The sequence below is a fragment of the Kitasatospora sp. HPM-01-4 genome (assembly GCF_051374625.1).
Taxonomy (GTDB): Bacteria; Actinomycetota; Actinomycetes; order Streptomycetales; family Streptomycetaceae; genus Kitasatospora.
Genome location: NZ_JBPQGP010000005.1, coordinates 1,721,652 through 1,734,636, shown reverse-complemented (window position 1 = coordinate 1,734,636; position 12,985 = coordinate 1,721,652). Strand labels below are relative to the sequence as shown.

Genomic DNA, 12,985 nt, shown 5'->3' with positions numbered 1-12,985 from the left:
CGATCGTACGCAGAAGGGCGGACAGGGCGGAAAGCCGACAGGGTCTCAGGAACGGCTGCCGGTCTCAGAGTCCACGCAGCCGGCGCAGGTAGCCGGGGACCGCCTCCCGGTCGTCCGCCCGGGCCGTCAGCGCGAGGTGGTTGTCCGGACGGACCAGGACCAGTGCCTCGCCCTCGATGCCGTACGCGCGGCGGGCGTGCCCGTCCCCGTCGTGCAGCGAGCCGGCGCCCGCGTCGATGGCGAAACTCCTTACCGGGCCGTCGAGTCGCGGGGCCGGCCGGCCGAACGAGAGCAGGGTGAAGTGGCCGCCCGCGAACAGGTCGAAGAGCCGGACGGGATGGCCTTCGCCGTCCGTCAGCGGGGCGTCCGGCGCCCGGTCGCCCGCCCGCAGGGCGCCGCCGAGCCCGTCCGCCGCCAGGCTGCTCCAGCGGTAGCCGATCCCGAGCCCGCTGGTGTCGTCGGAACGGACCACCTCGACGCCGACGCCGGGTGTGCGGGTGCGCTCGGTGACGGCGTTCATCGCGGTCGTGGTGATGTCCAGCGTGCGGGCGGCGATCGGCCGCCGCTCCTCCTGGTAGGTGTCGATCAGCCCGGGACCGGCCTGGCCGGTGAGGACGTACGCCAGCTTCCACCCGAGGTTCCAGGCGTCCTGGATACCGGTGTTCATGCCGAGTCCGCCGGCGATCGGGTGGACATGGGCGGAGTCCCCGGCCAGCAGCACCCGGCCGACCCGGTAGCGCTCCGCCAGCCGGACGTTGACCCGCCAGGTGGAGAGCCAACTCGCGCTGCGCACCCGCAGATCGGTGCGGCCGGTGTGCAGCTCGACGATGCGCTGGAAGCTCTCCAGCGAGGGTTCGACGACCCGCCCCAGCGCGTCCAGCTCCGGGTTGGCCTGGAACTGCCAGCTGTCGCTGCCCGCGAACGGATAGAGCAGCAGGGCGCCCTTCGCCCCGAACCACTGGTGCCAGTAACCGCGTTCGAGTCCTTCCAGCTCGACGTCGCCGACCACCATCGCGGTCTCCGGATCGCCGGACCCCTCGAAGGCGATGCCCAGCCGCTTGCGGACGGTGCTGCGCCCGCCGTCGCAGCCCACCAGATAGTCCGCGGTGATCCGCTCGCCGTCGGCGAGCCGGGCGGTGACCCGCGCCTCGTCCTGCTCGAACCCGGCCAGCTCGCGGCCCAGTTCCACCTCGACCCGGTACTCGGCGAGCCGCTCCCGCAGGATCCGCTCCACGGTGGTCTGCGGCAGGAACACCCCGCGCTCGTACGGGGCGTCGGGCGTCGGGCGCAGGCCCTCGTTCGGGTCGGTGTCGGTGACGAACCTTCCGTCGAAGTACTTGCGGAACACCTCGCGGTCGCGCCCGGAGCCCCGCACCCGCTCGGCGAGGCCGAAGTCGGCCAGCACCTCGATGCTGCGCGGATTGAGCCCCTTGCCGCGGGAGCCGGTGTGGAACGCCGGCGACCTCTCGATGATCCTGACGCCGACCCCCTGCCTGGCTAGGCTGCACGCCAGTGTGAGGCCGGTCGGCCCGGCCCCCACGATCAGCACGGTTGGCATGTTGCTGCTCCCTCCCCCGGAAACCCTGTTGGTGCGGCCATGCAATCGCAACCGGGTAAGAAACGCAACCGAGTAACAAAAGTTCCCGGGTTAGGATCGTCGGATGAGCGAAGCCGGAGGTCTGCGGACCCTCAAGAAGGAACGCACCCGCCAGGCGATCGCCGACGCCGCGATCGGACTCTTCCTGGCCAACGGGTTCGACCGGGTCTCGGTGGCCGAGATCGCGGCGGCGGCCGAGGTCTCCAAGCCCACCCTGTTCCGGTACTTCCCGGCCAAGGAGGACCTGGTCCTGCACCGGTTCTCCGACCACCAGGGCGAGTCGGGCCGGGTGGTCCGGGCCCGGCGGGCCGGGGAGGGTCCGCTGGCGGCCCTGCGGCGGCACTTCCTCGACCGGCTGGCCGAACGCGACCCGGTCACCGGCCTGTGCGCGGATCCCGAGGTGCTGGCCTTCCGCCGCCTGGTGTACGAGACGCCCAGCCTCTCCTCGCACCTGCTCGGCTTCATCGCCGCCGACACGGACGCCCTGGCCGAGGCCCTGGCCGGGGCGGTCGCCGGGAGCGGTGGCGGGGCGGTGGCCGGGGCGGTCGCCGGGGCCGGCGGCGGGGCGCCGGAGCTGACCGCCCGGCTGCTGGCGGCCCAGTACCTCGCCGTGCACCACGCCCTGGCGTACCGCAACTGGTCCCGTCTGGCCTCGGGCATGCCGCTGCCCGAGGCCGCCGACGGGGCGGTCGCCGACGCCGGGACGGCCTTCACCCTGCTGGCCTCGGGTGCGTCGGCGTACGGCTACTGACCTCCGTCGGAGCGTGCTCCGCGGAGTGGTGGTCACCCCTGCGACGGGCCGGCCGGGTGGACGGAACCGGGCGGCGCCGCCGCGTGACACCGCTCGGGTCCTCGGCGGGGAAGCACGCGGCGGCCCGGATCGCGGCCGAACGTTCGCTCAGGCCGGGCCGGCCGTGGTCGAACGGGACGCGGCATAGGCGGCCAGTCCGGCGGTGACCGCCTGAGCGGCGGTGGCGGGGACTTGCGCCTCCGCCGGAGTGCGGTGACGCAGTACGACCTCGTGCCGCCCTGCGGGGGAGACGGTGGCCAGGCAGTCCCAGCCGCTGCTCGGCTCGTCCGCCGGGCCGTCGGGGGCGGCCGGCGCCGTCCCGGTGAGCCGCGCCCGCACCCGGACCAGTGGTTCCGGGCCGGCCGGCAGTTTGAGCGCCTCGGTGATCTGGGCGGCGTGCTGGTCCAGGCTGCCCGTACCGAGCGGGAACACCCGGTCCAGCAGCGGACGGCTCGGCTCCGCGCCCGCCACGGTGAGGCGCAGCAGACGGGTCGCCAGCAGCCCGTGCCGGTGCAGCAGGAACGCGGCCACCATGGCGGTGCGCAGCGCCCCGGCCAGTGGGTCGGCACCGTCGGCGCCCGTCTCGGTCCAGTCGTGGCGGCCGACTTCGCGGGGAAGCGGGGCGAGCGCGGCCCAGCGCCCGTCGGCGGAGACCCGGGCCGGGGCGTAGCCCTCGACCAGCCGGGCGAGCCCCTCCAGCGGTGTGGCGCCGAGGAACCACCAGTCGCCCTGGCCCTGGCGGAAGAGCCGGCCGTGGATGTCCACGGCCAGCGCGGACCCGCCGCTGCGGCCGATCGGGAAGGCGGGTGTGCCGAGCCGTCCGGCGAGTGCGGTGACCGCGTCCCCGGCGAACCGGGCCTCGCCCGGATCGATCAGGCAGGAGTGCGCGGCGACCTCCTCGCCCGGTCCGGCGGCCCGCAGTGCCAGTCCGGAGAACTCGCCGAGCAGCCGTTCGGCGGCCGGGAAGAGCTCCCTGGCCGGGCCGGAGGACGCGGTCAGGGCGGCCGCGACCAGCAGCTCCCGGCGCGCCTGAGGTCCGGCCTGGCGCCCCGGCGACCATCCGGCTGCGGTCAGCGCCTCGCGCAGGCCGGGTGAGGGGAAGCGGTCGGTCAAGGTGAGACCACCTTCACACCGAGCTCCGTCAGCAGTGCGGCGCAGGAGCGGCAGGGCCGGACTTCCCGCCCGTGCTCGGGGTCGCCCACCGGGCGGATCGCCCGGCTGATGATCGCGCTCCCGGCGAAGTGCGGCAGTGCCCGGGCCACGGTGGTGCCGCTCCCGTCGGAGCGTTCGGAGTCCAGGTACCAGAACTGGTCGGAGACCAGCAGGACTTCCGCACATCGCGTGGCGAACGGTTCACGCTGCGAGGGTGGCAGTGCGGCCAGGAAGGCCCGCACGGCCGGGTGCAGGTCCGGCTCGCCGTCGCCGGTCACGCTGGTCTGGCTGATGATCTGGTCACCGATCAGCAGCGAGGAGGCGACGGCGGGCAGCTCGCCGGGGGACTCCCACGGCGAACCCCCGGCTGCCGTGCCAGGCGTATCGGACATGTCAGACATAGAACTCCCTCGCACCGCGCATCTGCCCACCGCCGAGGCGCTGGCCGAGCGCCTCCAGGGCGCTCTCGCCCAGGTAGTAGCAGCCGCTTTCGTGCAGGTAGAAGAAGCGGCCGCGGGTGCTGACCAGCAACTGGCCGTTCTCACCGGTCTCGAAGCCGACCGGGAAGAGCGGCTCGCCCAGCAGGCCGGCCAGCTCGGCGATCTCGGCCGCGTCGCCGTTCCAGCCGTAGGCGGGGGTCAGCAGCAGGTCGATGTCCTCGTCCAGCGGCAGGGTCAGCTCGCCGAAGGAGCGCAGGAAGTAGGCTGCCGCGGCGAACGGGACGAGCGACTCGCCCTGCTTCTCGGCGTTCTGGACCCGCGCGGCGATCAGCTCGTCGGCACGCGCACCGATGTCGCGCGTGGCCGACCAGCCGTGGGCGGTGAGCCACGCCTCGGTGTCGTGCGGGGTGGGGGTGGGGGACATGGGTCCGTTCCGATCTATCGGTGGTCAGCGCTGGGCGTGGATGCCGAACTTCCTCAGCAGGGGGCCGCAGGTGGGGCAGGGCCTCTTGTAGGAGCCGTGGCTGCTGGTGATGTTGCCCTCGAGGTCCTGCATGTCACCTATCTGCACGGTGTACATCTTGCCGCCTTGCAGCTGTTGCTTGGCCTTGGCGACCGTGCTGACGTCGACCCCGTCCTGCTGCAGGCGGTGCAGGCGGTCGCTGATCAGCCCCACCTCGGCGCACCTGCCGTGGCCGGCACCGATCCGGGCACCGGAGGCCTTGACCTCGGCCAGCGCCGTGGTCATGGTGGGGTGCTCGTACGGCAGCCTGGCGTTCTCCGCGACGTTCCTGATGCTGGTGTGGGACGTGACGTCACCGTTGTGGTCGAAGCTGCCCGCACAGCCGGGTTTCCTGACCATCCTGTCGTTGTCCCTGACCTTGTCCGCCAGGTCCGCCGACTCCTGCTTGAGAGTGGCCAGCCGCTCCTCGGCGGAGAGGTCGCCCACATTGCGGATGCTCCCCTGGTCGCGGAGCTTGCCGCGGGCGGTCTTGCCGTGCCAGTCCGACACCGGCCTGACAGGCCTGCTGTTGCCGCTTCCGCCCGGTCCGTTGCCGCCACCTCCGGCCGGACGCTTGGACTCGCCCTCGTCGCCGCCCTTGCCGGGGTGCCAGTCGCCGCCGTCCTTCCCTCCGGAGCCGTTGCCGCCCGCGTTGGCCTTGTTCTTCCCCTTCTTGTTCGTGACGGGCTGCCAGTCGTCCTCGTCCTTCGCTCCGGAGCCGTTGCCGCCCGCGTTGGACTTGGCCTGCCCCTTCTTGTTCGTGACGGGCTGCCAGTCGCCCTCGCCGTCCCCCTTGGCGAGCTTGTTGAACTCGTCGTGGTGGTGCAGGTCGGTCTTGTGGGTGTCCTCGCCCACCTTCTTCAGACCGGTGGAGGTTTCGGAGTAGTGGTTGTGGATCGCCTTGCCGCCCTTTTCGACGGCTTCGACGGCCTTCTTCTGGACTTCCTGCATCGCCTTGTTGAGAGCGCCGCCCCGCTTGCCCATCAGAAGCTCACCGCCGAAATCCGGGTGCAGAGCTCATCGGCATGGCCGGCGATCGCCTGCGCGTGCTGGGACATGGTCTCCGCGTGCCGGCTGAGCACCTCCGGGTTGACCATGAACTGGGTACCGGCGCCCGCGCCCCCGGCGGGCACGCCGAGCGCGTCGGCGGCGGCCTGGTAGAGCAGCCCGCCTATCGCGTTGCCGACCACGTCCAGCAGCGGTTCGACCGCCTTCTCGATCACTTCGCCCATGATGTGCTGGATCACCTGCTGCTCCAGGTAGTCCACGGCGGCCTCGGCGGCCTTGATGATCAGGACCTCGGCGGCCTCCGCCAGACCGAAGGTCAGCACCGCGGCGGCCTGGTCGGCCACGAAGGAGACGGCCAGGCCGATCAGTTCGGCGATCGCCGCACCCTTCAGCCCGATGATCACGTCGGCCGCCACGTCGAGCGCGGTGGCCAGCACATGGCAGGCCTGGACCATTTCGGTCATGTGAGAGTCCGACATGTGCGACCAGGCCGCGACCAGGGACTCGTAGGACTTCCCCTGGTAGGCCTCGGCCAGTTGGTGCACGGTGGCCGTCGCGTCCTGGTGCGTGCTGTCCACCTTGTCCGCGAACTCCCTGACGTGGGAGCCCATTTCGCGTACGTGATCCTCATTGATGTCGGGCCAGTTAATCCCGATGATCTGAAGGAACGACACCACCTCTTCAGGTAGCTCGATCGCCATGAAACCCCACCCCTTCGCAGCCGTAGTGACCGTAACCGGTCAATGCGCTCGAACGGAAGAGTGTGCAGGTCACCGGCGGGGTGATGCTTTCCACACTGGCGATCTCGGATGACCGGTCAGGCGAACTGATGCTACGTCGGACCCTACCGCCGGCCCCGCGGGCCCCCGGTGCGGTGGAATCATCGGAACACCGGGTATGAGTACCGCGCTCAACGCGAGTGAACGACATGTCGTCAGAGATCTGGTGAAGCCATGACCGAGGTACCGCCCGTGCCGATGCCGGGGACCAGGGACCTGTTCAGCCTGGACCCCGCCGTCGCACACCTCAACCACGGCTCCTACGGCGCCGTGCCGCTGCCCGTCCAGCGGGCCCAGGCACGGCTGCGGGTCGAACAGGAGCAGGACCCGGACGGCTTCTTCGCCGATCTCCCCGAGCGGATCGGCCGCGCACGTGCCCGGATCGCCGCCGCGCTCGGCGGCCACCCGGACCGGCTGGCGCTGCTCACCAACGTCACCGAGGGCATCGCGGTGGTCCTGGAGTCGCTACCGCTCGCCGAGGGGGACGAGATCCTGGTGACCGATCACGGCTACGGCGCGGTGGTCCGGGCGGCGGAGCGCCGTGCCGCCGAGACCGGCGCCAAGGTGTGCACGGCCACGATCCCGCTCGACACCCCGGACACGGACGGTGTGGCCGAACGGGTACTGGCGGCGGTGGGGGAGCGCACCAGGGTCGCCGTGCTCGATCTGGTCACCTCGCCCACCGCCCGCCAGATCGCCACCCCGGGCCTGCTCGCCGCGCTGGCCGAACGCGGAGTGGTCACCGTGGTGGACGCCGCACACGCACCCGGGCACCTGCCGGTGGACCTCGGCGGTGCGGCGGGCGGTGCGGACTTCTGGATGGGCAACCTGCACAAGTGGGCCTTCACCCCGCGCGCCACCGCCGTGCTCGCGGTCCGCGACCGGTGGCGGCCGCGGGTCCGGCCGCTGATGCTCTCCTGGGAGCACGACCGGGGCTTCCCCGGCCACGTCGAGTGGCGCGGCACCTGTGACTACACCCCCTGGCTGGCCGCGCCGGCCGGGTTCGACCTGCTGGAGCGGCTCGGTGCCGACCGGGTGCGCGCGCACAACGAGGCCCTCGCCGCCTACGGCGGACGGCTGCTGGCGGGCCGGGCCGGGCTTGGTGAACTGCCCTCGATGCCGGGGCTGGCCATGCGAGCGTTCCGGCTGCCGGCCGGCCGCGCCGAGACCGGACCGGATGTGGAGGAGCTGCGAGCGGAGATCCGGCGGCGGCTGGACACCCGGGTGGCGGTGACCCGTTGGCCGGGTGGCGGGGTGCTGCGGATCAGTGCCCAGGTCTACAACCGCGCGGAGGAGTACCTGCGGCTGGCGGAGGGGATCGGCGAACTGCTGCGGACCTGAGGGGGCTTGCCGCATCCCGGCGGCACGCACGCGTGGCGGGACCTGGACCGGATTCCGAACCCCGGCCCGCGATCGGCCGACCGCGGTGGCCGGGACGCCCGGCTCCGCGCCGTCCCGCGTCGATCGTGCCCACCGGGACGCCCTACTCCGCCGCCCGGAGTTCGGCGAGCAGGGTGCCCTGGTCGGCGAGCAGTTCGGTGAGGATCCGCCGGGCCGCCCGCAGCAGTTCGGCGACGTCCGCCCCGGCCAGCGAGTACACCACGGTGGAGCCCTCCCGGGTGGCCGTCACCAGCCCGTACCGGCGCAGCTGGGCCAACTGCTGGGAGAGGTTGGACGGTTCGATGTCCAGCGCGGCCAACAGGCCGCGGACCGGGGTGGGACCGTTCTGGAGCAGCTCCAGCACCCGGATCCGGACCGGGTGGCCGAGCATCCGGAAGAACTCGGCCTTGGCCTGGTGCAGCGGTACCGGCATGCGGCGCTCCCTTCTCGGGTCGGTGGACCGGTCAGATCTCCAGGCCGGTCTCGATGCGCCGCAGCTGGTGCCGGGCCATCGCCAGGTTGGCCCGGCCGCGGTTGAGCGCGAGGTAGAGGAACAGGCCCCGGCTGCTCTGCGTGGTGAGCGGCCTGATCAGGTGGTACTGGGTGCTGAGGGTGATCAGGATGTCCTCGATCTCGTTGTCGAGCAGCCCGAGCATCTCCATCGTGCGCATCTTGGCGCGGACCAGATCGGTGTTGCCCGCGGCGGCGACGTTGACGTCGAGCTCGGTGTTGTCACCGAGCGTGCCGAGGGCCATGCCGCTGCTGTAGTCCACCAGCGCCACCCCGATCGCGCCGTCGATGCTCATGGCGTCCTTGAGCGCGGTCTCCAGGTTTGACATCGAGGTTCCTCCCGTTGCGGACGAGCCCGTTCCCCATCCGGTGGGCTCGGTGTCCGACTGTAGGGAGCAGCCCACCGGGGCACGGTGAATGAGAGGAACCGACCGAAACCGATCGAAAGCATCCGAATCAACTGTGCCGAATTGATCACTTGATGACATCTGCAACTGTGAATCCGATTAAACGGTGACGCTCCGCACCGCCGTGACAGCAGCGGGTCGCCCAGCGCTCCGCCGGGGCCCCGCACCGGAAAACAGTGCTATCGATGTCACCTGCGACGGGTAATCTCAGGCTGAGATGCTCGACCACCACATCAACCACATCCGCTGCGCCCCGACGCCGGCCCAGGCCGGCCAGGCCCCGCAGCCGCAGGCGTCGCCGTCTGCGCCCCCGTCCCGCCCGTACGGGCCCCACCGGCCCTACGGGACGAAGCAGTCCCACGGGAAGAAGAGGTGACGCCGATGACCAGCGCCATGCCCCCGCACCCGGAGCCACGGACCTCCGGTGCCGAGCAGCTCAGCCCCGCCGAGGCGTACGCGGCCTCCCGCCGCCGCGCCGAGGAGGAGGCGACCGCCCTCCACGGGTTCCAGCAGCTGTACGACTTCCCGCTCGACCCCTTCCAGATCGAGGCCTGCGAAGCACTGGAGGCGGGCGCCGGGGTACTGGTCGCCGCCCCCACCGGCTCCGGCAAGACCATCGTCGGCGAGTTCGCGGTCCACCTGGCCCTGCGGGCCGGGCGCAAGTGCTTCTACACCACGCCGATCAAGGCGCTGTCGAACCAGAAGTTCACCGACCTGGTCAAGCGCTACGGCGCCGCCAAGGTCGGCCTGCTCACCGGCGACAACACCGTCAACGGCGACGCACCGATCGTGGTGATGACCACCGAGGTGCTGCGCAACATGCTCTACGCGGGCTCGCAGACCCTCGACGGCCTCGGCTACGTGGTCATGGACGAGGTGCACTACCTCGCCGACCGCTTCCGCGGCGCCGTCTGGGAAGAGGTGATCATCCACCTCCCCGACTCCGTCACCCTGGTCTCGCTCTCGGCGACCGTCTCCAACGCCGAGGAGTTCGGCGACTGGCTGGACACCGTGCGCGGCGGCACCAAGGTCATCGTCTCCGAGCACCGCCCCGTGCCGCTCTGGCAGCACGTCATGGCCGGCAACCGGATGTACGACCTGTTCGCCAACCCCGACCGCGACGGCCGCCCCAAGGAGAGCCTGCGCAACCCGGGCAAGGCCGTCAACCCCGAACTCGTCCGCCTCGCCCGCTCCGAACTGGACCGCAACCCCCGCGACCGCTTCGGCAGAGGCCGCGGCCGCTCCATGCCGAACGGCCGCCCCGGCCGGATCTGGACCCCTGGCCGGGTGGACGTCATCGACCGGCTGGACTCCGAGGGCCTGCTGCCCGCCATCACCTTCATCTTCAGCCGGGCCGGCTGCGAGGCCGCCGTCAGCCAGTGCCTCGCCTCCGGACTGCGCCTCAACCGCGACGGCGAGCGCGCTCAGGTGCGCGAGATCGTCGAGGAGCGCTGCGCCGACATCCCCGACGAGGACCTGCACGTCCTCGGCTACTTCGAGTGGCTGGACGGCCTGGAGCGCGGAGTCGCCGCCCACCACGCCGGCATGCTGCCGAGGTTCAAGGAGGTCGTCGAGGAACTCTTCGTCAAGGGCCTGGTCAAGGCGGTCTTCGCCACCGAGACCCTGGCGCTCGGCATCAACATGCCCGCCCGCTCGGTGGTCATGGAGAAGCTGGTCAAGTGGAACGGCGAGACCCACGCCGACATCACCCCCGGCGAGTACACCCAGCTCACCGGCCGCGCCGGGCGCCGCGGCATCGACGTCGAGGGCCACGCGGTGGTGCTCTGGCAGCGCGGTCTCGACCCGGAGGCACTGGCCGGCCTCGCGGGCACCCGTACCTACCCGCTGAAGTCCTCCTTCCGCCCCTCCTACAACATGGCCGTCAACCTGGTCGGCCAGTTCGGGCGGCACCGCTCGCGCGAGCTCCTGGAGACCTCCTTCGCCCAGTTCCAGGCGGACCGCTCGGTGGTCGGCATCGCCCGCCAGGTCCAGCGCAACGAGGAGGGCCTGGACGGCTACCGCGAGGCGATGACCTGTCACCTCGGCGACTTCGACGAGTACATGGGCCTGCGCCGCACCCTCAAGGAGCGCGAGAACGAACTCGCCCGCGAAGGCACCAGCCAGCGCCGCGCCGCCGCCGTCGAGGCGATCGAGCGCCTCAAGCCGGGGGACGTCATCCACGTCCCCACCGGCAAGTTCGCCGGCCTCGCCCTGGTCCTGGACCCGGGGCTGCCCCCGGTCAGCCGCTCCGCGCGGGTGTCCCGCCACCCGGACTACCAGGACGGACCCCGCCCGGTGGTGCTCACCGCCGAGCGCCAGGTCAAGCGGCTGGCGATGATCGACTTCCCGTATCCGGTGAGCGCCGTCGAGCGGCTGCGCATCCCCAAGTCCTTCAACCCGCGCAGCCCGCAGTCCCGCCGCGACCTCGCCTCGGCCCTGCGCACCAAGGCGGGCCACCTGGAGCCCGAGCGCCACCGCAAGGGCCGGGCGGCCGCCGCCGACGACCCCGAGATCGCCCGGCTGCGCGCGGCGCTGCGCCAGCACCCCTGCCACGGCTGCGACGAGCGCGAGGACCACGCCCGCTGGTCCGAGCGCTACCACCGCCTGCACCGCGACACCGAGGTCCTGGAGCGCAAGATGCGCTCCCGTACCCACACCATCGCCCGCACCTTCGACCGGGTCTGCGGTCTGCTCACCGACCTCGGCTACCTCCAGGGCGACACCGTCACCGAGGACGGCAAGCGCCTCGGCCGGCTCTACGGAGAGCTCGACCTGCTCGCCTCCGAGTGCATCCGCGAGGGTGTCTGGAAGGACCTCGGCGCCGCCGAACTCGCCGCCTGCGCCTCGGCGTTGGTCTACGAGGCCCGGCAGTCCGACGACGCCATGGCCCCCCGGGTGCCCGAGGGCGGCACCAAGGAGGCGCTCGGCCGGATGGTCCGCATCTGGGGCCACCTGGACGCCCTGGAGGAGCAGCACCGGATCAGCACCGCCGAGGGAGTCGGCCAGCGCGAGCCGGACTTCGGCTTCGCCTGGGTCGCCTACCGCTGGGCGCTCGGCCACAACCTGGACTCGGTGCTGCGCGACGCCGACATGCCGGCCGGTGACTTCGTCCGCTGGACCAAGCAGCTGATCGACGTGCTGAGCCAGATCCAGGACGCGGCGGGCGAGGACGTCCAGCTGCGGGCCACCGCCCGCAAGGCGGTGGACGCGCTGCGGCGCGGCATCATCGCGTACTCGTCGGTGGGTTAGCCGAAGGGGCGCGGGGCTCCGCCGCCGATCGGGCGGAGTCCCGCGCCCCGGCCCGGGCGAGCTGTTCCCGGGCTGACCGAGTGTCAGTTCAGCTGGAAGGCGGCCTCGACCGGGTAGTGGTCGCTCGGCGCGTTGGTGTCCAGCAGGCCGGTGCTCCAGCCGGCCTGCGGGTCGAAGTCGACCTTGATGTTCGGCAGGGCGACCGGGGTCGGGCGGCCGGGCGCGTTCAGGTAGCCGAGGTAGTCCAGGTCGTCCCGGTAGTCCTTGGGGAAGGTTTCCACACCCGCCATGTACTGGCACCAGGCGGAGGCCGAGCAGTCCATGGTGGTCAGGGTCTGGTTCGGGTCGGTGGCCGGGGTGCCCAGGACGCCGTTCACCGCGTTCTGGGAGTTGGTGAAGTCCCCGCGCGACTGGCCGTGGAAGTACTCGACGTTGAGGTCCCCGCCGATCAGCACGGGCGCCGAGCCGCCCACGATGCCGTCCACCCAGGCGCGGATCTCGGCGAGCTGGCCGAGCCGGGTGGACTGGGTGGTGTCGGTGGACACGTCCGACTCGTCCGCCTGCAGGTGGGTGCCGACCACCCAGCTCCTGACCCCGCCCTTGTCGACCTGGACCAGCGCCGCGCCCTTGTTGGAGTGGTAGTCCCAGGTGCCGTAGGTGGAGTTGCTGAAGACGTGCGCGTACTGGGCGGTGATCGGGTACTTGGAGAGGATCATCGTCCCGCCGTTGATCACGAACAGGGAGTCGGAGCAGTTCCCGCTGATCCCGGTCCAGCCGCCGCCCGAGCAGGTCTGGCCGACCACCGGGGTGCGGTACGGGTAGAGGTCGGCCAGCTTGCTGTTGATGTCGGCGGTCGAGGAGTTGTTGAAGTTCTCGTCCAGGATCACCACGTCGGCGTTGTGCTGGCGGATGATCGACTCGATCACAGGAGTCCTCTTGGCCGCCTGCTCGTTCTGCGTGCTGTCGACGATCGCGGTGCCGAGGTCGACGTTCCAGGCGAAGACCGACAGGGTGGTGCCGGTGGCGGCGGCCGCCGACGGGGCGGTGGCGGTGCCGCCGAGCAGCGTGGCCGCCGCGGCGACACAGGTGAGGGCGGCGGCCGAACGACGCGAGATCATGCGTTCTCCTGAGGGTGGGACAACCCCGGGCCCGCGAACGCCTGTTGCGACCG

The 12,985-nt window shown here is 71.7% G+C and carries 12 protein-coding genes; 3 read left to right on the top strand and 9 right to left on the bottom strand.

Annotated features, from left to right (window positions below):
* Positions 1–64: 64 nt before the first annotated feature.
* A complete protein-coding gene (locus ACSMTC_RS07480; protein WP_436558852.1) occupies positions 65–1,558 on the bottom strand; it encodes an FAD-dependent monooxygenase in 1,494 nt (497 codons plus the stop codon).
* Positions 1,559–1,661: 103 nt separating this feature from the next.
* Here ACSMTC_RS07480 and ACSMTC_RS07475 point away from each other — a divergent pair, with 103 nt between their 5' ends.
* Positions 1,662–2,348: a TetR/AcrR family transcriptional regulator gene (locus ACSMTC_RS07475; protein WP_436558851.1), complete on the top strand. Its 687-nt coding sequence runs from the start codon at positions 1,662–1,664 to the stop codon at positions 2,346–2,348.
* Between the two features lie 147 nt (positions 2,349–2,495).
* On the opposite strand, the gene ACSMTC_RS07470 is transcribed toward ACSMTC_RS07475, so the two are convergent.
* The 5 genes from ACSMTC_RS07470 to ACSMTC_RS07450 are packed head-to-tail and all read right to left on the bottom strand — an operon-like array spanning position 2,496 to position 6,190.
* Entirely contained in the window at positions 2,496–3,500 is a 1,005-nt protein-coding gene (locus ACSMTC_RS07470; protein ID WP_436558850.1) for an SUKH-3 domain-containing protein, read from the bottom strand.
* Positions 3,497–3,931: a YwqJ-related putative deaminase gene (locus tag ACSMTC_RS07465; protein WP_436558849.1), complete on the bottom strand. Its 435-nt coding sequence runs from the start codon at positions 3,929–3,931 to the stop codon at positions 3,497–3,499. Before ACSMTC_RS07465 ends, ACSMTC_RS07470 begins: the two co-directional genes overlap by 4 nt.
* A 1-nt stretch (position 3,932) precedes the next feature.
* Positions 3,933–4,403: an SUKH-3 domain-containing protein gene (locus ACSMTC_RS07460; protein ID WP_436558848.1), complete on the bottom strand. Its 471-nt coding sequence runs from the start codon at positions 4,401–4,403 to the stop codon at positions 3,933–3,935.
* 24 nt (positions 4,404–4,427) lie between these two features.
* Positions 4,428–5,465 carry a YwqJ-related putative deaminase gene (locus tag ACSMTC_RS07455; protein WP_436558847.1) on the bottom strand — a complete coding sequence of 346 codons (1,038 nt, stop codon included), beginning with the start codon at positions 5,463–5,465 and terminating at the stop codon, positions 4,428–4,430.
* On the bottom strand, positions 5,465–6,190 hold the full coding sequence (locus ACSMTC_RS07450) for a WXG100-like domain-containing protein (RefSeq protein ID WP_436558846.1): 726 nt from the start codon (positions 6,188–6,190) through the stop codon (positions 5,465–5,467). Before ACSMTC_RS07450 ends, ACSMTC_RS07455 begins: the two co-directional genes overlap by 1 nt.
* A gap of 252 nt (positions 6,191–6,442) precedes the next feature.
* Here ACSMTC_RS07450 and ACSMTC_RS07445 point away from each other — a divergent pair, with 252 nt between their 5' ends.
* Entirely contained in the window at positions 6,443–7,609 is a 1,167-nt protein-coding gene (locus tag ACSMTC_RS07445) for an aminotransferase class V-fold PLP-dependent enzyme (RefSeq protein WP_436558845.1), read from the top strand.
* 142 nt (positions 7,610–7,751) lie between these two features.
* Here the strand turns inward: ACSMTC_RS07445 and ACSMTC_RS07440 are convergent, their stop codons facing one another.
* Positions 7,752–8,081, bottom strand: a complete 330-nt coding sequence (locus ACSMTC_RS07440) for an ArsR/SmtB family transcription factor (RefSeq protein ID WP_436558844.1) — start codon at positions 8,079–8,081, stop codon at positions 7,752–7,754.
* A 31-nt stretch (positions 8,082–8,112) separates the two neighbouring features.
* A complete protein-coding gene (locus tag ACSMTC_RS07435; RefSeq protein ID WP_436558843.1) occupies positions 8,113–8,487 on the bottom strand; it encodes a hypothetical protein in 375 nt (124 codons plus the stop codon).
* Positions 8,488–8,946: 459 nt separating this feature from the next.
* Between ACSMTC_RS07435 and ACSMTC_RS07430 the strand changes: the two genes are divergently transcribed.
* Positions 8,947–11,814 (top strand): DEAD/DEAH box helicase, encoded by a 2,868-nt coding sequence (locus tag ACSMTC_RS07430; protein ID WP_436558842.1) that lies wholly within the window; start codon positions 8,947–8,949, stop codon positions 11,812–11,814.
* An 83-nt stretch (positions 11,815–11,897) separates the two neighbouring features.
* Here the strand turns inward: ACSMTC_RS07430 and ACSMTC_RS07425 are convergent, their stop codons facing one another.
* Positions 11,898–12,932, bottom strand: a complete 1,035-nt coding sequence (locus ACSMTC_RS07425) for a sphingomyelin phosphodiesterase (RefSeq protein ID WP_436558841.1) — start codon at positions 12,930–12,932, stop codon at positions 11,898–11,900.
* Positions 12,933–12,985: the final 53 nt, after the last annotated feature.

Excerpts from the sequence above, each read along its gene's own strand:
- ACSMTC_RS07465 (WP_436558849.1), bottom strand. The coding sequence starts at position 3,931 with ATGTCCGATACGCCTGGCACGGCAGCCGGGGGTTCGCCGTGGGAGTCC.
- ACSMTC_RS07430 (WP_436558842.1), top strand. The coding sequence starts at position 8,947 with ATGACCAGCGCCATGCCCCCGCACCCGGAGCCACGGACCTCCGGTGCC.
- ACSMTC_RS07455 (WP_436558847.1), bottom strand. The coding sequence starts at position 5,465 with ATGGGCAAGCGGGGCGGCGCTCTCAACAAGGCGATGCAGGAAGTCCAG.
- ACSMTC_RS07480 (WP_436558852.1), bottom strand. The coding sequence starts at position 1,558 with ATGCCAACCGTGCTGATCGTGGGGGCCGGGCCGACCGGCCTCACACTG.
- ACSMTC_RS07435 (WP_436558843.1), bottom strand. The coding sequence starts at position 8,487 with ATGTCAAACCTGGAGACCGCGCTCAAGGACGCCATGAGCATCGACGGC.
- ACSMTC_RS07450 (WP_436558846.1), bottom strand. The coding sequence starts at position 6,190 with ATGGCGATCGAGCTACCTGAAGAGGTGGTGTCGTTCCTTCAGATCATC.
- ACSMTC_RS07440 (WP_436558844.1), bottom strand. The coding sequence starts at position 8,081 with ATGCCGGTACCGCTGCACCAGGCCAAGGCCGAGTTCTTCCGGATGCTC.
- ACSMTC_RS07460 (WP_436558848.1), bottom strand. The coding sequence starts at position 4,403 with ATGTCCCCCACCCCCACCCCGCACGACACCGAGGCGTGGCTCACCGCC.
- ACSMTC_RS07425 (WP_436558841.1), bottom strand. The coding sequence starts at position 12,932 with ATGATCTCGCGTCGTTCGGCCGCCGCCCTCACCTGTGTCGCCGCGGCG.
- ACSMTC_RS07475 (WP_436558851.1), top strand. The coding sequence starts at position 1,662 with ATGAGCGAAGCCGGAGGTCTGCGGACCCTCAAGAAGGAACGCACCCGC.
- ACSMTC_RS07445 (WP_436558845.1), top strand. The coding sequence starts at position 6,443 with ATGACCGAGGTACCGCCCGTGCCGATGCCGGGGACCAGGGACCTGTTC.